Origin of the sequence: Streptomyces sp. NPDC051180, from assembly GCF_040689545.1 — a bacterium.
Lineage (GTDB): Bacteria > Actinomycetota > Actinomycetes > Streptomycetales > Streptomycetaceae > Streptomyces.
Genome location: NZ_JBFBBC010000019.1, coordinates 32,591 through 53,264 on the forward strand (window position 1 = coordinate 32,591; position 20,674 = coordinate 53,264).

Consider the following 20,674-nt stretch of genomic DNA (forward strand, 5'->3'; position numbering starts at 1 on the left):
CAACGCCGCGACGCGGCGCCGGGACACTCGGCCGAACGGGGCCCCTCCCCGTTCCCCCTGGCAGACGCCGCGGCGGACCGGTCCGCACCTGCTCCGAACGGGTCCGCCCGCCGGGGCGGGGAGGGGAGGCGGGGATCACGGGGCGGCGGCGAGGCGCTGGATGGCGGACATGGGGACGGGGAGCCAGTCGGGGCGGTGCCGGGCCTCGTAGACCACCTCGTAGACGGCCTTGTCGGTCTCGTAGGCCCGCAGCAGCGCGGGGTCGGTGCGCGGGTCGGCGCCCGACGCCTCGGCGTAACCGGAGCAGAAGGCGGCGCGGCAGCGGGCCGCCCAGTCGGCGTTCCACGGGCGGTGGGTGCGGGCCGCGTAGTCGAAGGAGCGGAGCATGCCGGCGACGTCGCGGACGGTGGGCTGCACGCCGCGCCGTTCGTCGAGCGGCTTCGCCGGCTCGCCCTCGAAGTCGATGACCGCCCAGCCGCCGTCGGACCCGCGGAGGGTCTGCCCGAGGTGCAGGTCGCCGTGGATGCGCTGGAGGACGCCGGTGCCGGGCGCGCCGCTCGCCGCCGCGAAGACGGCCCGCAGACCGGGCACGTGGGGGAGGAGCGCGGGGACCGCCTGAGCCGCCGCGTGCAGCCGCCGGTCCATGGCGGCCGTCAGCTGCTCGGTCTCGGCCCGCTCCAGCCGCCGGGTGGGCAGCGCCTCCGCGAGGGCGAGGTGGACCTCGGCGGTGGCCCGGCCGAGGGCCCGCGCCTCGCCGGTGAACTCGCGGCCGTCGGCGAGCGCGTCGAGCGCGAGCCGCCAGCCGTCCCGGGAGTCGCGCAGATAGGGCTGGAGGACGCCCAGGGTGGAGGCGCCGGACTCGAACCAGGCGACCGGTGCCGGGACCCGCTCGCAGCCGGCCCGCCCGAGGGCGAGCGGGAGTTCCAGGTCCGGATTGGCGCCGGGGCTGACCCGGCGGAAGATCTTGAGGATGAACGCGTCGCCGTAGACGATCGAGGAGTTGGACTGCTCGGCGTCGAGCATGCGGGGGGCGAGCGCGGCCGGCAGGGCGGCGGTGGCGTGGAAGCGCAGCGGGCCCGTCGGGCCCGGGGTGCGCAGCCGCTCGTAGAGGAGTCCGGCGAGCCGCGGGTCGCGCAGCCCTTCGTAGACGGCCCGTCCGGCGAGCGGGCCCTGCCGGATCCGGCCGATCAGGGCGGGGGCGAGGCGGGGCGGCAGCTGGCTGCGGACGCCCAGGAGGAGTTGGTAGCAGTCGGCGGGTGCCCCGGCCGGGCGTCCCGGCTGTTCGACCCGTACGAGGAGGTGGAGGAGGCCGGGGCCCGTGCCGTCCAGGGGCAGCAGCTCGGTGGCCGCGTCCAGCGTGAATCCGGTGACCCGGCGGCCCTTGCCCGCGAACCAGCGCTGCCGTGGCAGCCATTCGTGGAGCAGGGGGGCGAGGGACGGCAGGAGGGCGTCCGGGGCCCGGGTGGTGGATGCGGTCTCCGGCATGGCATCGCGTCCTTTCCCCGGGGCGCGCAGTTGGGTTTCGTGTGCTTTCAAATGCGCAGAGTGTCCCGGATTGCGGCTGTGGCTGTCCGGATGTGCGGGACGTGTCGGAAAGGGAAGATCCGTACGGGTCCGCCAAGTGGGCCCGGATGGACCTGAATCGTGGCCTCGAACGTGTGTGGGTCACAGTGCCCAGAGTGGGACGGGTGAAAACCGTCCCACCCCGGACGAATCCGAACCGACCCTCGGTCAGCCCTTCTTGAGACGGAACCAGTAGAAGCCGTGTCCCGCAAGGGTCAGGAGGTAGGGCAACTGGCCGATGGCCGGGAACCGCACCCCGCCGATCAGCTCCACCGGCCTGATGCCGTCGAAGCGGCGCAGGTCGAGCTCGGTCGGCTGCGCGAACCGCGAGAAGTTGTTCACGCAGAGGACCAGATCGTCGCCGTCCTCCCGGAGGAAGGCGAGCACCGCCGGGTTGGACGCCGGGAGTTCCGTGTACGTCCCCGTGCCGAAGGCCCGGTTCTGCTTGCGGATCTCGATCATGCGCTTCGTCCAGTGCAGGAGCGAGGACGGGGAGGCCATCCCGGCCTCGACGTTCGTCACCTGGTAGCCGTGGACCGGGTCCATGATGGTCGGCAGGTAGAGCCGCCCGGGGTCGCAGGAGGAGAAGCCGGCGTTCCGGTCGGGCGTCCACTGCATCGGGGTCCTGACCCCGTCGCGGTCGCCCAGCCAGATGTTGTCGCCCATGCCGATCTCGTCGCCGTAGTACAGCACCGGGGAGCCCGGCAGCGAGAAGAGCAGCGCGGTGAACAGCTCCATCTGGTTGCGGTCGTTGTCGAGGAGCGGGGCGAGACGGCGCCGGATGCCGATGTTGGCCCGCATCCGCGGGTCCTTGGCGTACTCGGCGTACATGTAGTCGCGCTCTTCGTCCGTGACCATCTCGAGGGTGAGCTCGTCGTGGTTGCGCAGGAAGATGCCCCACTGGCAGCCGGAGGGGATCTCCGGGGTCTTCGCCAGGATCTCCGAGACCGGGTAGCGCGACTCGCGCCGCACGGCCATGAAGATCCGCGGCATGACCGGGAAGTGGAAGGCCATGTGGCACTCGTCGCCGCCCGAGCGGAAGTCGCCGAAGTAGTCGACGACGTCCTCCGGCCACTGGTTCGCCTCGGCGAGCAGCACCGTGTCCGGGTAGTGGTCGTCGATCTCCTTGCGGACCCGCTTGAGGAAGGCGTGGGTGGCCGGGAGGTTCTCGCAGTTGGTGCCCTCCTGCTGGTACAGGTACGGCACCGCGTCGAGCCGGAAGCCGTCGATCCCGAGGTCCAGCCAGAACTTCAGCGAGGAGAGGATCTCCTCCTGCACCGCCGGGTTCTCGTAGTTCAGGTCCGGCTGGTGCGAGAAGAAGCGGTGCCAGTAGTACTGCTTGCGGACCGGGTCGAAGGTCCAGTTGGAGGTCTCCGTGTCGACGAAGATGATCCGTGCGTCCGCGTACTGCTTGTCGTCGTCGGCCCAGACGTAGTAGTCGCCGTACGGTCCCTCCGGGTCGCGCCGCGACTCCTGGAACCACGGGTGCTGGTCGCTCGTGTGGTTCATGACGAAGTCGATGACCACGCGCATCCCGCGCTGGTGCGCCGCGTCCACGAACTCGACGAAGTCGGCCAGGTCGCCGAACTCCGGGAGGACCGAGGTGTAGTCGGCGACGTCGTAGCCGCCGTCCCGCAGCGGGGACTTGAAGAACGGCGGAAGCCAGAGGCAGTCCACGCCCAGCCACTGGAGGTAGTCCAGTTTGGACGTGATGCCCTTGAGGTCGCCGACTCCGTCGCCGTTGCTGTCCTGGAAGGAGCGGACGAGGACCTCGTAGAAGACGGCCCGCTTGAACCAGTCGGGGTCGCGGTCCTTGGCGGGGGTGTCCTCGAAGGTGTCGGGGACGGGCTCGTTGACAGTCATGATGTGGGTGACCCTCCGGTCTGCGGGGACGGTCGCAGGGCGAGTACGTGCGCGGGCGTGACGCCCGGCTCTAGGCGCACGTAAGCGGCCCTGCCCCAGTGATAGGTCTCGCCGGTGAGCTCGTCGCGCACCGGCACGGTCTCGTGCCAGTCGAGGCTGAGTTCCGGCATGTTCAACGAGACCGTCGCCTCCTGGGTGTGGTGCGGGTCGAGGTTGACGACCACCAGAACGATGTTCGAACCCGAGCGCTTCGAGTACGCGATCACCTGGGGGTTGTCCGTCTCGTGGAACGACAGGTTCCGCAGGCGTCGGAGTGCCGGGTGGCGGCGCCTGATCCGGTTGAGGGCGGTGATCAGCGGAGTGAGCGTCGTCCCCGCCCGCTCCGCCGACTCCCAGTCGCGCGGCCGGAGTTCGTACTTCTCCGAGTCGAGGTACTCCTCGCTGCCGTCCCGCAGCGGGGCGTTCTCGCACAGCTCGTACCCGGCGTACATGCCCCAGGACGGCGAGAGCGTCGCGGCGAGCACCGCGCGCGCCGCGAACGCGGGCCGGCCGCCCTCCTGGAGGTAGGCGGGCAGGATGTCGGGGGTGTTCACGAAGAAGTTCGGCCGCATCTGCGCGGCCGTCTCCCCGGACAGCTCGGTCAGGTACTCCGTCAGCTCCTCCTTGGTGTTGCGCCAGGTGAAGTACGTGTACGACTGCTGGAAGCCCACGGCCCCCAGGGTCCGCATCATGGCCGGCCGGGTGAACGCCTCCGCCAGGAAGACCACGTCCGGATCGGCGCCGTTGACCTCGCCGATCACCCGCTCCCAGAACACCACCGGCTTGGTGTGCGGGTTGTCGACCCGGAAGATCCGGATGCCGTGGTCCATCCAGAACCGCAGCACCCGCACGGTCTCCGCGACGATCCCGTCCATGTCCCGGTCGAAGGCGATCGGATAGATGTCCTGGTACTTCTTCGGCGGGTTCTCCGCGTAGGCGATCGAACCGTCCGTACGGTGGTGGAACCACTCCGGGTGCTTCTCCACCCACGGGTGGTCCGGGGAGCACTGGAGCGCGAAGTCCAGCGCGATCTCCAGCCGCAGCTCCCGCGCCCGCGCCACGAAGGCGTCGAAGTCCTCGAAGGTCCCGAGGTCCGGGTGGAGGGCGTCGTGCCCGCCCTCCGGCGAGCCGATCGCCCACGGCACGCCCACGTCGTTCGGCGACGCCGACAGGGAGTTGTTCGGGCCCTTGCGGTGCGTCTCGCCGATCGGGTGCACCGGGGGCAGGTACACCACGTCGAAGCCCATCGCCGCGATCGCCGGCAGGCGTTCGGCCGCGGTGCGGAAGTTCCCCGGCACCGTGCGGCCCTCGACCGTCCGCACGCCCTCCGAGCGGGGGAAGAACTCGTACCAGGAGCCGAAGAGGGCCCGCTCACGCTCCACCTGGAGCGGCAACGCGGGTGAGGAGGAGAGGAGTTCGCGCAGCGGGTGGCGCTCCAGCGACTCGACGACCCGGGGCGCGAGCGCCGCGGCGAGCCGGACGGCGGCCGGCCGGGAGGGGTCGCGCAGCGCGTCCGCCGCCGCGAGCACCGCCTCGCGCCCGCCGCCCTTCTTCGGGACGCCCTTCGCGGCCCGCTCGTGCAGTTCGGCCCCCTCGGCGAGGACCAGTTCGGAGTCGATCCCGGCCGGGATCTTGATCCTCGCCGTGTGGCGCCAGGTGGCCACGGGATCGCTCCACGCCTCGACGGTGTACGTCCAGGAGCCCTCGGCGTCCGGGGTGACCTCGGCACCCCACCGGTCGGTGCCGGGGGCCAGTTCGCGCATCGGGGTCCAGGGGCCGGGGCGACCGGAGGGGCCGCGCAGCACGACATTGGCGGCGACCGCGTCGTGGCCCTCGCGGAAGACGGTCGCCGTCACCTCGAAGGTCTCTCCGGCGACCGCCTTCGCGGGGCGGCGGCCGCAGTCGACCAGCGGGCGTACGTCCAGTACGGGAATGCGTCCCATGAGCGGATTCACAGCATCACCTGACGGGTTACGGGGGTGCGGGTGGTGGTGCGCTCTTTCTAGCTCCGTCGACGGCCGGCGGGTTGCGGGCATGGCCGCTCCTGTCCGCGTTCACTCGGATGGCGGGTCCACAGGGAGTACGGGGGTCCACGGTGTGTACGGGGGTCACGGGGGACGGTTTCGGGGTGTGTACCGCAGGAGCCTTCCACCGTCCCCGGGCGGGCAATCCGGCGCTTTGTTAACTACTCGGGCGTAGCCGGACCGGCAAGCACGTGGGCCGGACAAGAAACGAGCCCCGCCTTTGTAGGGGCGGGGCTCGGTTTCCGGCCGTGCTTCCCGGCGATCACCGAGGCCGACGGGGCACCGGTGACGGGGCGGCACGACGCGGTCCCCGCGGGCACGGTGGGGCGGCGCGGGCGTCAGACGTGCGGTGGGGCGTCCGGTTCCTCCGTGTCCGTCGCCCACACCTGCCAGGGCTGGCGCGCCACCCACTCCTCCACCGGCGCCGGCCGGACCGCCAGCGACCCCGCCGAGCGGCCGTCGTCGCCCGCCATCAGCAGCGGGTCCGCGCCGGTCGCCAGGTGGTGGTAGATCCCGGCCACCCCGGCGGCCGTCTCCCGGCCCAGAAGCTGCGCGACCCCGTGCTCGAAGACGGCCGGATCCAGCTCCTCGTACCGCACCGCGCGCCCCAGGGCCCGGCCGAACGCCGTCGCCAGCTCGCCGCCCGTCAGGGACCGTTCGCCGCCGATGTCGAAGGTCCGGCCCTCCACGCCCTCCCGCGTCAGCGCCGCGAGCGCCGCCTCCGCCAGGCCGCGGTGCGACAGCCACGCCGTCCGCGCCCCCTCCGGCAGCGGATACGCCAGCACGCCCTCGTCGACCAGGGCCGGCCCGTTCCACGGCGAGAACAGGTTGTCCAGGTAGACCGGCGGCCTGATCACCACCAGCGGCACCCCGCTCTCCCGCAGCACCCGCTCCGCCAGCCGCCGCGTCTCGAAGGCGGGCACCGCCGTCGGACCCGGGGGTATCCGCGTGTTGGTGTTGAACACCAGCCGCAGCGTCCCCGCCGCGAGCGCGGCCTCGGCGACATGCCGCGCGTACGCCTCCACCCGGCCGGCGTCGTACACCAGCGGCATCGTGACGAACGCGTGCGTCGTCCCGTCGAACAGCCGCCGCACCGCCGCCGGCCGGCCCAGGTCGCCGGCGACGAACACCGCACCGGGCACCGGCGGCCGGTCGGCCTCCGGCCGCCGGGTCAGGGCCCGCACCCGGTGCTGCCGCTCGGCGAGGAGTCGGGTCACCGCACCGCCCTGGAAGCCGGTCGCGCCCACCACCGCCACCCGCATCGGAATCTCACTGGACATGTGTGTTCGAGGCCCTTCGATAGGCTGTCGCCGCTGTCGTGTCGGCGTCTTCCAGGCTCGCCGCGGCGGCTTCGGCCGTTCAATTAACAAACAGGGGCGGAAGTTGAAGGATCGTCCATGGAAACCGTGGGAACCGACCGTCACGACCAGCGCGAGGACCTCCTCAGCGAACTCCTGAAACACCTCCGGCTCACCGGCGTCTTCGACAGCCGCTGGCACGTCCGCGCACCCTGGGCCATCGAGGGGGACGCCGAGCGCGACTGCGCCGTCCTCCACTACGTCGTCGAGGGCGACTGCTGGATCACCGGCGACGACGAGCCCCCCGTCCACCTGCGCACCGGCGACCTCGCCGTCTTCCCCACCGGCACCGCGCACCGCCTCTCCGACCGGCCCGACCGCCGCGGCGTCCCCCTCGGGGCCGTCCTCCCCGCCCGGCACCCCGGCACCTCCGGCGAGATCGTCATCGACGGCTCCGGAGCCGAGAGCCGGCTCCTGTGCGCCGGACTCCGCTACGACGCCGGCGCCGCCACCGGCCTCTCCACCTCCCTGCCCCGGACCCTCGTCCTCGCCGGAGCCCAGGTCGACCGGGAGCCGCTGCTCCGCGACACCCTGCGGCTGCTCGCCGCGCCCGACCGGCCCGCCGGCCCCGGAGACCGGCTCATCACCCTGCGCGCCTTCGAGATGGCGCTCGTCCTCGCGCTCCGCCCGCTGCTCCGCGAACTCGCCGGAAGCCCGGCCTCGCTGCCGCTGCTGCGCCACTCCGGGATCAGCCGCGCCGTGGTCGTCCTGGCCACCCGGTTCGCCGAGCCCTGGACCATCGACTCCGTCGCACGGGAGGTCGGCATGTCCCGGTCCGCCTTCACCGCCGCCTTCCGCGCCCTGGTCGGCGAGTCGCCCGCCCGGTACCTCGCCGCCCGCCGCATGCAGGAGGCCGGCCGGCTCCTCGCCGAGACCTCGCTGCCGCAGTCGGCCGTGCCCGCCCGGGTCGGCTACCGGAGCGCCGTCGGCTTCCACCTCGCCTTCCGCAAGTGGTTCGGGGTGACCCCGGGCGAGTACCGCTCGGGAGAGGAGAGGGCCGCCTGAGCCACCCGACCTGACATCTTCGGGCGCCCCCTGGACGGTTCTTAAGGAGCCCCGGCCGGACGCTCATTGTCCGGCCGGAACCCGCGGGGCAGGCTCGGGACGGCCCCGCGGCACGGTCCGGCGTCCGCCGCCACCGGCGAGGGGGCCGCAGAGGAGAGGAGCCGGTCCTTGCTCGGCGAGCCGCGCCACCGCACCGAGGACATCCGCGCCGCCGACCCGCTGGGCGCCGACGCGCTGCTCGCCGCGGTGCCCCTGATGAACGAGCGGGCCGACGTCGCCGCCCTGACCGTCGCGCTCCGCGCCCTGGTGCCCGACCAGGAGCGGGCCGCGCTGTGGAGCGTCGGCGGCGCGGCGGCGGCGATGCGGGACCTCGGCATCCTGCTGGGATCGCTGCGCCGGCACGGGACCCAGCCGCTCGCCGCGGTGCCGGAGGCGCTGCCGGTACTGGAGATCCTCGGCCGCCGCACCGACATGGTGCCCCGTGACACCGTCCACCACTACACGGACTGGAACCCGGCCGGCCCGCGCCGCCGCTCGTACACCGGTCATCCGGCGGAGGCGCGGCTCCAGGAGGCGGGCCGCGCCGTCCTGCCCGTGCTCTCCGCGACGCTCGACGACTGCGCCCTGGTGACCCGGCTCGAACCGCACGACGCGCGCTTCGCCTGCGCCCTGGACCGGATCGCCCGACGGCTGCGGGCCACGGCCGACGCCATGGAGCGGACCGTCGCCGAGGTCTCGCCCGAGTACGTCGCCCTCACCCTGCGCCCGTACTTCGACGAGGTCGAGGTCGCGGGCCGCGCCCACCCCGGCCCGGCCGCCGTCACGCTCCCGCTCTGGCCGGTCGACCTGGCGCTGTGGGCCTGCGACCGCGCCGACCCGGCGCACGACGCCGTCCTCGCCGAGGAGGTGCCCTACGCCCTGCCGGCCTGGCGGGAGTTCCACGCCCGCCACCGCGACGGGGTGTCGGCGGTGACCAGGCTGGCGGTGTCCGGAGGGACGGGCGCGGACCGGCCGGCCGCCGAGGCACTCGCCCGCGCGCTGCGGATCCTCACCGGGCTCCGGGCCCGCCACCTCGGCGTCGTCCGCCGGGCGCCCCGCCCCGAGACGCCCCGGTCCCCGGCCGCGCTGCTCCGCTCGGTCCTGGACATGACCGAGGAGAACCGCACCATGCTGCGCCGCGCGACCCACCACCGCGCCGCCACCGGAGCCGCCGCCCGCTGAGGGGCGGGGGCGGTCCGGGCGGGCGGAGGGCGCTCCCGTGCGCCGTGGCGGCACGGCCCCGGCGTGACCTAACGTCGGCGGCACGCCGGACGCACAGCGTGGTGCGCCCGCTCCGCTCCGTACTCGCCTGCGAAGGTGGACAACGTGAAGGCAATCCGTCGATTCACCGTGCGTCCCGTCCTCCCCGACACCCTTCGACCCCTCGCCGACCTCGCGCACAACCTGCGCTGGTCCTGGCACGAGCCCACCCGGGCGCTCTTCGACTCCCTCGCCCCCGACGGGCCGGCCGGCGCCGACCCCGTCCGGATCCTCGGCGCCCTGGAGGCCCCCCGGCTCGCGGCGCTCGCCGCCGACCCGGAGTTCCTGGCCCGGCTGCGGACCGCCGCCGAGGACCTCGACGACTATCTGCACGCCCCCCGCTGGTACCAGGGCCGGTCCGGGGACACCCCCGCCGCCGTCGCCTACTTCTCGCCCGAGTTCGGCGTGGCCGCCGCCCTGCCCCAGTACTCCGGCGGGCTCGGCATCCTCGCCGGAGACCACCTCAAGGCCGCCAGCGACCTCGGCGTCCCGCTGATCGGCGTCGGACTGCTCTACCGGCACGGCTACTTCCGCCAGTCCCTCGGCCGCGACGGCTGGCAGCAGGAGCAGTACCCGGTCCTCGACCCCGGCGAGCTGCCGGTGCACCTGCTGCGGGAGGCCGACGGCGACCCGGCCCGGATCACCCTCGCGCTGCCCGGCGGCCGCAGCCTGCACGCCCACCTCTGGATCGCCCGGGTGGGCCGGGTGCCGCTCCTCATGCTCGACTCCGACGTCGAGGAGAACGCCCCCGGCGAACGCGGCGTCACCGACCGGCTGTACGGCGGCGGCAGCGAGCACCGGCTGCTCCAGGAGATGCTGCTGGGCATCGGCGGCGTCCGCGCCGTCCGCACCTACTGCCGGCTCACCGGTACCCCCGCCCCCGAGGTCTTCCACAGCAACGAGGGCCACGCCGGATTCCTCGGCCTCGAACGCATCCGCGAACTCCAGGGCGAGGGGCTGGACTTCGACAGCGCGCTGGAGACCGTCCGGGCCGGGACCGTGTTCACCACCCACACCCCCGTCCCCGCCGGCATCGACCGCTTCGAGCGGAGCCTGGTCGCCCGCCACCTCGGCGAGGACGGCGCGCTCCCGGGCGTCGACACCGGCCGCGTCCTCGCCCTCGGCGACGAGACCCCGCTCGGCGGCGACCCCGGCGTCTTCAACATGGCCGCCATGGGCCTGCGGCTCGCCCAGCGCGCCAACGGCGTCTCCACCCTCCACGGGGCCGTCAGCCGGGACATGTTCGCCGGGCTCTGGCCGGGGTTCGACGCCGAGGAGGTGCCGATCGGCTCGATCACCAACGGCGTCCACGCACCCACCTGGGTCGCCCCCGAGGTCGGCCGGCTCGGCGACGCCCCCACCGACCGCGAGCTGTGGGAGCTGCGCCGCACCCTGCGGGAACGGCTGGTCACGGACGTACGGGACCGGCTGCGGGCGTCCTGGCGGCAGCGCGGCGCCGCCGCCGCCGAACTCGGCTGGACGGACGCCGTCCTCGACCCCGACGTCCTCACCATCGGCTTCGCCCGCCGCGTCCCGTCGTACAAGCGGCTCACCCTGATGCTGCGCGACAAGGACCGGCTGCGGTCGCTGCTGCTCCACCCCGAGCGGCCCGTGCAGCTCGTCGTCGCCGGCAAGGCGCACCCCGCCGACGACGGCGGGAAGCGGCTCGTCCAGGAGCTCGTCCGGTTCGCCGACGACCCCCGGGTCCGGCACCGGATCGTCTTCCTGCCCGACTACGGCATGGAGATGGCCCGCGGCCTCTACCCGGGCTGCGACGTCTGGCTCAACAACCCGCTGCGGCCTCTGGAGGCGTGCGGCACCAGCGGGATGAAGGCCGCCCTCAACGGCTGCCTCAACCTGTCCGTCCTCGACGGCTGGTGGGACGAGTGGTTCGAGCCGGACTTCGGCTGGGCCATCCCCACCGCCGACGGGGCGGCGGCCGAGGACGAGGACCGCCGCGACGACCTGGAGGCCGCCGCGCTCTACGAGCTGATCGAGCGCCGGGTCGCCCCGCGCTTCTACGACCGGGGCCCCGACGGCGTGCCGGCCGGCTGGACGGCGATGGTCCGGCGCACCCTCGCCGACCTCGGCCCGAAGGTCCTCGCCGACCGGATGGTCCGCGAGTACGTCGAGCGGCTGTACGTCCCCGCCGGCGCGGCCCGCCGGGCGCTCACCCCGGACCGGGCGCGGGACCTCGCGGCCTGGAAGGCGCGGGTCCGGGAGGGCTGGCCGCGGGTGGCGGTCGACCACGTCGAGGTCGGGGACGGGCTCGCCGACGACCTCGCGGACGCGGAGCTCGGTGCCACCCCGGTCGTCCGGGTCCGGGTCGCCCTCGGCGCGCTCGGCCCCGACGACGTCGAGGTGCAGGCCGTCACCGGCCGGGTCGACGCCGACGACACCCTCACCGCCCCCCGCACCGTCACCCTCAAGCCGGCCGGCGGCCCCGACCTGGAGGGCAGGCTGCCCTACGCGGGCACCCTGGAACTCGACCGGACCGGCTCCTTCGGCTGCACGGTCCGCGTCCTGCCCGCGCACCCCCTCCTCGCCCACCCCGCCGAACCGGGCCTCGTGGCCCTCCCGGCGGAGGCGAAGGCGGAGGGCGCCGGGGTCCTCCTGCGGTAGAGCCGGGGGGTGGGCGCAACGCGCGGACGCCCGGAGGGGGTTCCCTCCGGGCGTCCGTCCTGTCACTTCAGGCCGTGCGGGCCTTCCGGCCTACGGGAAGGTCAGCTTGAAGCTGTTGATGTAACCGGTGTCGGCGCCGGCCTTGTCCTGGACGCGGAGCTTCCAGGCACCGTTGGCGACCTCCGAGGAGGCGTTGACGGTGAAGGTCTGCTGGATGTTGTCGGCGCTGCCGCCGGAGCGGTTGCTCAGGCTGTAGACCGAGCCGTCGGGGGCGATCAGGTCGACCACGAGGTCACCGCGGTAGGTGTGGATGATGTCCACGCCGACGGCGAGGTTGCTCGGGGCGTTGCCGGTGACGCCGGTGACGTTGACCGTCGAGGTGACCGCGGCTCCGGGGGAGTCCGGGATGGTCACGTCGGCGGTGTTCTCGAAGACCTTGCCGCCGGGGTTGCCGCCGCCGGGGCGGGTGCCGACGTTGATGCCGGCCCAGGCGTTCTCGACGGCCGTGACCTCGGGGCTGCCGGCGCCGTACAGCTCGGTGGCCGCCGCGACGGTGCCCGTGCGGGCGCCGGCGTAGTTGGTCGAGGAGCCGAACTTGGTGGTGAGCGCCTTGAACCAGATCAGCCGGGCCTTGTCGATGCCGATGCCGGTGACCGGCAGGCCGTCGGAGGTCGGCGAGTCGTAGTTCACGCCGTTGACGGTCTTGGCGCCGCTGCCCTCGGAGAGCAGGTAGAAGAAGTGGTTCGCCGGGCCCGAGGAGTAGTGGACGTCGATGGAGCCGATGCCCGAGTACCACGCGTCCTTGGACGAGCCGTCCTTGCTCGGCTTGTCCATGTAGCGCAGCGGGGTCCCGTTGCCGCGGATGTCGATCTTCTCGCCGACGAGGTAGTCGCCCGGGTCGCTGGCGTTGTTGGCGTAGAACTCGACCGCCGCCGCGAAGATGTCCGAGGTGGCCTCGTTGAGGCCGCCGGACTCGCCGCTGTAGACCAGGCCGGCGGTGTTGGAGGTGACGCCGTGCGTCATCTCGTGCGCGGCCACGTCGATGGAGGTCAGCGGCTTGGTGTTGCCGGTGCCGTCGCCGTAGGTCATGCAGAAGCAGGAGTCCGACCAGAACGCGTTGACGTACGCGTTGCCGTAGTGGACCCGGGAGTACGCGCCGACGCCGTCACCGCGGATGCCGGAGCGGCCGTGCACGTTCTTGTAGTAGTCCCAGGTGAGCGCGGCGCCGTAGTGGGCGTCGGCGCCGGCGGTGGCGCGGTTGGACGGGAGGCCGTTGCCCCAGGTGTCCGTGGTGTTGCTGAACAGCGTCCCGGTGCCCGACGTACCGCCGTTGAGGTCGTACGTCTTGTGGTTGCCGCGGCCCGTGTCGGTCAGCGTGTACGAGGGCGCGGTGCCGAGGGTCACCTGGCCGCTGTACATCGTGTTGCCGACGCCGGTCTCGATGGCCTGCCACTCGAAGAGCTTCGCGCCGGACTTCGCGTCCGTCACGACGTGCAGCTCGTTGGGCGTGCCGTCGTGCTGGAGGCCGCCGACGACGGTCTCGTACGCGAGGACGGGGGCGCCCTGTGCCATCCACACGACCTTGCGCGGGGCGCGGTCGGCGGCGGCCTTCTTCGAGCCCTCCGCGGCGGCGAGGCCGACGGCCTGCTTCTCGGCGGCGGCCGGGGCGACGTCGGCGCTGAGGTCGACGTTCTTCAGCTCGGCGCGCGAGGACTTGGTGACCGCGGTGGTGGCGCCGGCCTTGGACTCGGCGACGATCAGGTCACCGCCGAGGACGGGGAGTCCGGCGTAGGTGCGCTCGTAGCGCGTGTGGGTCGTGCCGTCGCGGTCCTGGACCACGTCGCGGACGACGAGCTTCTCCTGGGCGCCGAGGCCGAGGGACTTGGCCGTGGCGGCCTTGTCGGCGTCCGCCGCCTTGATCAGCGCGGCGCGCTGGGCGGGGGAGAGGTCGGCCGGGAGCTTGCCGGGGTTGGCCTTGCCGGCGGAGAGCGCCTGCGGCGCGGCGGCGAAGGTGTCGGCCGCGGCCGGGCCGGACTGGACGCCGAGGGTGAGCATCGCGGCGGCAGCGATCAGGGCGCCGGTCGCGGTGGCACGGCGGCTGGGCGTGGATCTCACGCAGACTCCTTATGCGAGGGGGGTACCGGCGGACTGGGGTGAGCCCGTCCGGGCAGAGCAAGGAGAGCTGTGGAGCACGTTCGGGTGAAGCGCTGAACATTGATGCGAAGAGCCGGGGAGAGAGTGACAGGAATGACGGGGACCTGTCAGGAGCGCGTCGGTAAGTTGGCCAAAAATCGTCCGCTGCCCGTACGTCCGTGTTCGTTAACCGGACGTTTCGTCGATCATGGACGCGATGCCGTCCAGCGTTCGCCTCAGCCCGAATTCGAAGAGCGCCTCAAGGTCCAGACCGAAGCCGCCCCCCTCCGTGACGGTGGCCAGCTCGGGGTACGAGCCGCCCGCCTGGATCGCGTCGAAGCGTGGCTCATTCTGTTCCATCCACTCGCCGTCCGAGATGCCCGTGTCCTGACGCGCCCGCTCCTCCAGGTCGTCCGCCATCGACAGCCCCTGGACGAAGGCGAAGATCAGCAGATGGGCGTGGAGCTTGTCCTCGTGCGACAGCGGAGTGCCCCGCATCGACCGCAGCACCCACTCCGTGTACGCCATCGCGTGCGGCGTCGCGACCGGCCGCGTGAACGACGCCATCGCGTGCGCCATCCACCGGTGCCGGGCGTACACCCCGCGCAGCCAGCGGGCCCCCCGTTCGAGGCCGGTCCGCCACTCCGCCGGCACCGGCCCCAACGGGACCTCCCCGCACGCCGCGTCCGCCATCAGCCGCACCAGCTCCGCCTTCCCCGGCACGTGGCGGTACAGCGTCATCGTCGACACCCCCAGGACCGACGCCACCCGACGCATCGTCAGCGAGCCCAGCCCCTCGGCGTCCGCGAGGTCCAGCGCGGCGGCCACCAGCCGCTCCCGCGACAGCGGCGCCGCGTCCGGGTCCACCGCGGCGGCCACCACCGTGCCCACCCCCGGCTCGGCCCGCACCAGACCCTCCTGGCGCAGCACCGCCAGCGCCTTCGTCGCGGTGGCCATCGCCACGCCCCACTCGCGCGTCACGGCCCGCGTCGACGGCACCCGGTCGCCCGGGGACAGTTCGCCCGCGCGGATGCGGCGACGGAGTTCGGCGGCGATGGCGAGATAGGGCGGTCGGTTCGTCACGGCGGTGAGTGTACTAGTGCGCCAGGGACGTCGTACGCGCCGCTGAACTGCACCTTCCCGACCGCACCCGCAGGTGCACTAGGGCGGGAGTGGCGCCGTACGCCGGCGGCTGCTTCCTTCGCCGCATGACACTCACCGCAGAACCCGGGCCCACGACGGAGCCCGCCCGCGCCGGACGGCGCGAATGGACCGCCCTGGGCGTCCTCATGCTGCCGCTGCTCCTCGTCTCCATGGACGTCTCCGTCCTCTACTTCGCCCTCCCCTCCATCAGCGCCGACCTGCGCCCCGGCGCCACCGAACAGCTCTGGATCCTCGACACCTACGGCTTCGTCCTCGCCGGACTGCTCGTCACCATGGGCGCGCTGGGCGACCGCGTCGGCCGCCGCCGGATGCTCCTCGGCGGCGCCGCCCTCTTCGGCATCGCCTCCGTCGCCGCCGCGTACGCCCACACCCCCGGCGCGCTCATCGCCGCCCGAGCCCTCCTCGGCGTCGGCGGCGCCTGCCTCATGCCCGCCACCCTCGCCCTCATCCGCACCCTCTTCCCCGACCCGGCCCAGCGCGCCAAGGCCGTCACCCTGTGGACCTCCGTCATGGCGAGCGGCATCTCCCTCGGCCCGGTCGTCAGCGGCGCGCTCGTCGAGCACTTCTGGTGGGGCTCCGTCTTCCTCCTCAACCTGCCCGCCATGGCGCTCCTCCTCGCCCTCGGCCCCCTGCTCCCCGAGTCCAAGGGGGCGGCCGCGGGCGGCAGGTTCGACCTGCTGAGCGGCGGCCTCTCGCTCGCCGCGCTGCTCCCCGTCATCCACGGCGTCAAGGAGCTCGCCAAGGACGGCTGGGCGCCCGTGCCGGCCGCCTCCGTCGCCGCCGGGCTCGCCGTCGCCGTCGTCTTCGTGCGCCGGCAGGCCCGGCTCGACCACCCGATGGTCGACCTGAAGCTCGTCCGGAACCGCGCCTACGGTGGCTCCGCCCTCGTCAACCTGCTCGCCATGGCCGCCACCGTCGGCTTCGCCGTCTTCCTCACCCAGTACCTGCAGTCCGTCCTCGGACAGAGCCCCTTCGAGGCCGCCCTCTGGAGCCTCGTGCCCACCGGAGGCGTCCTCGTCGCCGCACCCACGGCCGCCGTGCTCGCGAAGAGCCTCGACCGCGCCCACGTGATGGGCGGCGGCTTCCTCGTCTCCGCCGCCGGCTTCGCCTGGCTCGCCACCGTCGACCGCGCCACGCCCCTCTGGTGCGTCCTCGTGGCGAGCGCCGTGTACGCCGCCGGGCTCGTCTCCGCCATGACCCTCGCCAACGAACTCGCCCTGGGCGCGGCGCCCCCCGAGCGCGCCGGCTCCGCCGCCGCCGTCATGGAGTCGGGCCAGGAGCTGGGCGGAGCCCTCGGCATGGCCGTCCTCGGATCCGTCGGCGCCGCCCTGTACACCGCGGGCGTGCCCGCCTCCGCCCCGCCCGCGGCCCGCGAGACCCTGGGCGGCGCGCTCGGCGCCGCCCCGGCCGTCCTCGACGCGGCGCGGACCGCCTTCGTGCGGGCCATGGGCGGCGCGGCCGTCGGCGCCGCCCTCCTGATGGTCCTGGCGGCCGTCCTCTCCTTCGCCCTGCTGCGGACCCGCCGGACCCCCTCCTGAATTCCCTTGCCACGGGCCGCGTGCCGGTGGCACAGTCCTGCGGCCGGCCGAGCGGCCGGGGGACCAGGGGAGGAACGACGATGGTGGTGGGGATCGTGATCGCGGCGATGGGCGTCGCGTGCGCGGTATGGGGAGGGATGTTCCTCTTCAACGTGCGCGGGGCGGCCGACCGGGCCGCGGAGCGCCGCAACGCGGTACGGGCCGTGACCGCGGCCCGCACGGGGGACCTGGCCCTCCTCGAACCCTCCCGCTTCAAGGCGGGCTTCTTCCGGGTCCTGGGCGGCTTCCTGGTGCCGGGCGGCCTGTTCATGGGGCTCGTCGGGGCCGTCATCGCGACCATCGGCTGACGCCGGGGTACGACCCGCGCGGCCCGGCGGGAGCAACCCGCCGGGCCGCCCGGAACTCAGCCCACCAGGCTGTCGCGCCACGCCTGGTGGAGACCGGCGTAGTGCCCGTCGCCGGAGACCAGGGCGGACGGGGGGCCGTCCTCGACGATGCGGCCGGACTCCATGACGAGGACGCGGTCCGCGACCTCGACGGTGGAGAGGCGGTGGGCGATGACGACGGCGGTACGCCCCGCGAGGACGGTGTCCATCGCCTGCTGGACGGCCCGCTCGCCGGGGACGTCCAGGGAGCTGGTGGCCTCGTCGAGGATGAGGACGGCCGGGTCGGCGAGGAGGGCGCGCGCGAAGGCCACCAGCTGGCGCTGGCCGGCGGAGATGCGTCCGCCGCGCTTGCGGACGTCGGTGTCGTACCCGTCGGGCAGGCCGGAGATGAACGCGTGCGCGCCGATGGCCTCGGCCGCGGCCTCGATCTCGGCACGGGTGGCGTCCGGGCGGCCGATCGCGATGTTCTCGGCGACCGTCCCCGAGAAGAGGAACGCCTCCTGGGTGACCATGACGACCCCGCGCCGCAGGTCGGGGGTGGCGAGGTCGCACAGGTCGACGCCGTCGAGGAGGACCCGGCCGTCGGTGGGGTCGTAGAAGCGGGCGAGGAGCTTGGCGAGGGTCGACTTGCCCGCGCCCGTGGCACCCACGACCGCCACGGTCTGGCCCGCCGGGATCGTCAGGTCGAAGCGGGGGAGCACCTCCCCGCCGGTCCGGTAGGCGAAGCGGACGCCGTCGAAGACGACCTCGCGGCCGGGCGAGCCGGCGCGCGGGGGCAGCGGCCGGGGAGCCGCCGTCTCGGGCACGCCGGGCTCCTGGGCGAGCAGCCCGGCGATCTTGGCGAGGGAGGCGGCGGCCGACTCGTACGAGTTGAGGAACATGCCGAGGCGGTCGATCGGGTCGTACAGGCGCCGCATGTAGAGCACGGCCGCCGCCAGGACGCCGAGGTCGAGCGAGCCCCCTGCGACCCGGTAGGCGCCCCAGAGGCACATGCCGGCGACGGCCGTGTTCGCGACCAGGCGGGAGCCGACGACGTAGCGGGCCATCTCCAGGAGCGCGTCGCCGTTGCTGCGCTCGTGACGGCGGTTCAGGACCGCGAACTCGGCGTCGTTCGCCTCCTCGCGGCGGAACGCGCGGACCGGGCGGATGCCGTTCATCGTCTCCGCGAACTTCACGATCACGCCGGCGATCGCCGTCGACCGGTGCGTGTAGACCTCGCCCACCCGCCGCCGGTAGCTGCCGACCAGCAGGTACAGCGGCGCGAAGGAGAGGACGGCCACCGCGCCGATGCCCAGGTCGAGCCAGAGCAGCACCAGGGAGATGGAGACGAAGGACAGGACGACGCCGATCAGTTCCTGCAGGCCCTCGGAGAGCAGCTCGCGCAGCGACTCGACGTCCGTGGTGGAGCGGGAGATCAGCCGGCCCGAGGTGTACCGCTCGTGGAAGTCGACGCTCAGCACCTGGGCGTGGCGGAAGATCCGGCCGCGCAGGTCGAGCAGCACGTCCTGGTTGACGCGGGCCGCGCCGCGCACGAAGACGTACTGCAGGAACCCCGACAGGGCCGCGCACAGGAGGTAGCCGACCGCCACCGCCACCACGGGGCCGTGGTCCCCGGCACGGAAGGCCGGGACGCCCCGGTCGATGGCGTACGCGACGAGCAGCGGGCCCGCCTGGACGGCGGCCTCCTTGACCAGCAGGACCAGCGCGGCACACGCCACCCGCGTCCGGTGGGCGGCGAGCAGCGACCGCAGGAGCGCGCCGGTCGCGCCGGGCGGCGCGGGCAGGTCGTCCTGGTCGAAGGGGTCGGACAGTGGGTCCGCCGCCGCCTCCGCGGGCTTCTTCTCGAGCGTGGTGTCCGTCATCGCCCCTCCCGGGCCGTCTTCTCGCCGGACATCAGCCAGGCGTACTCCGTGCTGCTCCGCAGCAGTTCCTGGTGGGTGCCGACCGCCGCGATCCTGCCCCCGGAGAGCAGCGCCACCCGGTCGGCGAGCATCACCGTCGACGGGCGGTGCGCCACGACCAGGGCCGTCGTGTCCCGCAGGACCTCGCGCAGGGCGGCCTCCACCCGCGCCTCGGTGTGCACGTCGAGCGCCGACAGCGGGTCGTCGAGGATCAGGAACCGGGGCCGGCCGACGACCGCCCGCGCCAGGGCGAGCCGCTGGCGCTGGCCGCCCGAGAGGCTCAGGCCCTGCTCGCCGACCCGGGTCGCGACGCCCTCGGGCATCCGGTCGACGAACGCGTCCGCCTGCGCCACGCCGAGGGCGCGCCGCAGCTCCGGCTCGCCGGCGGTGCTCCCGGCGCCCATCAGGACGTTGTCGCCGACGCTCGCGGAGAACAGGGTCGGTTCCTCGAAGGCCATGGAGACCAGGGACCGCAGCCGGGCCCGCTCCATCAGGGCGATGTCCTCGCCGTCCAGCAGGATCCGGCCGCCGGTCGTCTCGTGCAGGCGGGGGACGAGCGCGGTCAGCGTCGTCTTGCCGGACCCGGTGCCGCCGACCAGGGCGAGGGTCTCGCCCGGCCGGATGTGGAGGTCGACGCCGTCGAGGACCGGCGGCGCGTCCCCGGGCGCGTCCGGGTAGCGGAAGGTCACGCCCTCGAAGCGGACCCCGCCGTCGGCCCGGGGCGCCGTGACCGGGGCCGTGACCGGGGCGCTGTCCGGCTCCTCCTCGGCGTCCATCACCTCGAAGTACCGCTCGGTGGCGGTGACCGCCTCCTGGGTCATGGCGAGGAGGAAGCCGATCGACTCCACCGGCCAGCGCAGCGCCAGCGCCGTCGACAGGAACGCGACGAGCGTGCCCGCCGACAGGTCGCCGTCGGCGACCTGCACGGTGCCGAGGACGAGGGCCGCCCCGATGGCCAGCTCCGGCACGACGGTGATGACCGCCCAGATCATGGCGAGCAGCCGGGCCTTCGCCAGCTCGGTGCCCCGCAGCCGCTCCGAGAGGGACCGGAACGCCTCCGCCTGGCTGCGGTGCCGGCCGAAGCCCTTGACGATCCGGATGCCGAGGACGCTCTCCTCCACGACCGTCGTCAGGTCGCCGACCTGGTCCTGGGAGCGGCGCGCGACCACCCCGTACCGGCTCTCGAAGAAGGAGCAGACGATCACGAGCGGCACGACGGGCGTCAGCAGCACCAGGCCCAGCGACCAGTCCTGGGCGAGCAGCAGCGCACAGCCCGCGAGGATCGTCACCGAGTTGACCAGCAGGAACGTCAGCGGGAACGCCAGGAACATCCGGACCAGCATGAGGTCCGTCGTCCCGCGCGACAGCAGCTGCCCGGACGCCCAGCGGTCGTGGAAGGCGATCGGCAGCCGCTGGAGCCGGTGGTACAGGTCGGCCCGCATCCCCGCCTCGACGCCCGACAGCGGCCGCGCCACCAGCCAGCGCCGGAAGCCGAAGAGCACGGCCTCGGCCACGCCGAGCAGCAGCAGGTACAGCGCGCCCCGCCAGACCCCGCCCGGGTCGCGGTCGGTGATGGGCCCGTCGACCATCCACTTCAGCACGAGCGGGATGACCAGCGACAGACAGGACGCGACGATCGCGACGACCGCCGCCGCGATCCACCTCCCCCGCACCGGCCGCACATACGGCCACAGGCGCAGCAGCACGCGCACCGCCGACCGTGCGCGGTGGTCGGAGGGGTTCGCTGGGGTCACAGGATTCTCGGGCATCAGGCCCGAC

General features: G+C 73.7%; 13 protein-coding genes. 5 read left to right on the forward strand and 8 right to left on the reverse strand.

Going from position 1 to position 20,674, the window contains the following annotated elements; all coding sequences use genetic code 11:
- Nucleotides 1–135 precede the first annotated feature (135 nt).
- From AB0424_RS27290 to AB0424_RS27305, 4 genes are all read right to left on the reverse strand, one after another.
- Nucleotides 136–1,485 carry a maltokinase gene (locus tag AB0424_RS27290; protein WP_366309205.1) on the reverse strand — a complete coding sequence of 450 codons (1,350 nt, stop codon included), beginning with the start codon at nucleotides 1,483–1,485 and terminating at the stop codon, nucleotides 136–138.
- A gap of 246 nt (nucleotides 1,486–1,731) precedes the next feature.
- Nucleotides 1,732–3,426, reverse strand: coding sequence for a maltose alpha-D-glucosyltransferase (gene treS / locus AB0424_RS27295; protein ID WP_366309206.1), 1,695 nt, complete (start codon nucleotides 3,424–3,426; stop codon nucleotides 1,732–1,734).
- Complete coding sequence (locus AB0424_RS27300; protein ID WP_366309207.1) at nucleotides 3,423–5,408, reverse strand: alpha-1,4-glucan--maltose-1-phosphate maltosyltransferase; 1,986 nt, start codon at nucleotides 5,406–5,408, stop codon at nucleotides 3,423–3,425. The genes treS and AB0424_RS27300 overlap by 4 nt, the downstream gene beginning before the upstream one ends.
- 419 nt (nucleotides 5,409–5,827) lie before the next feature.
- Nucleotides 5,828–6,769 (reverse strand): NmrA family NAD(P)-binding protein, encoded by a 942-nt coding sequence (locus tag AB0424_RS27305; RefSeq protein WP_366309208.1) that lies wholly within the window; start codon nucleotides 6,767–6,769, stop codon nucleotides 5,828–5,830.
- A gap of 117 nt (nucleotides 6,770–6,886) precedes the next feature.
- Between AB0424_RS27305 and AB0424_RS27310 the strand changes: the two genes are divergently transcribed.
- The 3 genes from AB0424_RS27310 (at nucleotide 6,887) to glgP (ending at nucleotide 11,773) form a co-directional block, all read left to right on the forward strand.
- Nucleotides 6,887–7,852 carry an AraC family transcriptional regulator gene (locus AB0424_RS27310; RefSeq protein WP_366309209.1) on the forward strand — a complete coding sequence of 322 codons (966 nt, stop codon included), beginning with the start codon at nucleotides 6,887–6,889 and terminating at the stop codon, nucleotides 7,850–7,852.
- Nucleotides 7,853–8,020: 168 nt separating this feature from the next.
- The gene (locus tag AB0424_RS27315) at nucleotides 8,021–9,073 is read left to right on the forward strand and encodes a monodechloroaminopyrrolnitrin synthase PrnB family protein (RefSeq protein ID WP_366309210.1); all 1,053 of its coding nucleotides are present in this window, start codon (nucleotides 8,021–8,023) and stop codon (nucleotides 9,071–9,073) included.
- Nucleotides 9,074–9,217: 144 nt separating this feature from the next.
- Nucleotides 9,218–11,773: an alpha-glucan family phosphorylase gene (gene glgP / locus AB0424_RS27320; RefSeq protein ID WP_366309211.1), complete on the forward strand. Its 2,556-nt coding sequence runs from the start codon at nucleotides 9,218–9,220 to the stop codon at nucleotides 11,771–11,773.
- Nucleotides 11,774–11,863: 90 nt separating this feature from the next.
- Here the strand turns inward: glgP and AB0424_RS27325 are convergent, their stop codons facing one another.
- Nucleotides 11,864–13,888, reverse strand: a complete 2,025-nt coding sequence (locus AB0424_RS27325) for a M4 family metallopeptidase (protein ID WP_366309212.1) — start codon at nucleotides 13,886–13,888, stop codon at nucleotides 11,864–11,866.
- A 204-nt stretch (nucleotides 13,889–14,092) separates the two neighbouring features.
- Nucleotides 14,093–14,989, reverse strand: a complete 897-nt coding sequence (locus tag AB0424_RS27330) for a TetR/AcrR family transcriptional regulator C-terminal domain-containing protein (protein WP_366309213.1) — start codon at nucleotides 14,987–14,989, stop codon at nucleotides 14,093–14,095.
- Between the two features lie 125 nt (nucleotides 14,990–15,114).
- On the opposite strand from AB0424_RS27330, the gene AB0424_RS27335 reads away from it, so the two are divergent.
- Nucleotides 15,115–16,608 (forward strand): MFS transporter, encoded by a 1,494-nt coding sequence (locus AB0424_RS27335; protein ID WP_366309214.1) that lies wholly within the window; start codon nucleotides 15,115–15,117, stop codon nucleotides 16,606–16,608.
- 80 nt (nucleotides 16,609–16,688) lie between these two features.
- Entirely contained in the window at nucleotides 16,689–16,955 is a 267-nt protein-coding gene (locus tag AB0424_RS27340; protein ID WP_366309215.1) for a hypothetical protein, read from the forward strand.
- Nucleotides 16,956–17,011: 56 nt separating this feature from the next.
- Here AB0424_RS27340 and AB0424_RS27345 read toward each other — a convergent pair whose 3' ends face one another.
- Together AB0424_RS27345 and AB0424_RS27350 are read right to left on the reverse strand one after the other, a co-directional pair.
- A complete protein-coding gene (locus AB0424_RS27345) occupies nucleotides 17,012–18,856 on the reverse strand; it encodes an ABC transporter ATP-binding protein (RefSeq protein WP_366309216.1) in 1,845 nt (614 codons plus the stop codon).
- Nucleotides 18,853–20,664, reverse strand: a complete 1,812-nt coding sequence (locus AB0424_RS27350; protein WP_366309217.1) for an ABC transporter ATP-binding protein — start codon at nucleotides 20,662–20,664, stop codon at nucleotides 18,853–18,855. Before AB0424_RS27350 ends, AB0424_RS27345 begins: the two co-directional genes overlap by 4 nt.
- Nucleotides 20,665–20,674 lie beyond the last annotated feature (10 nt).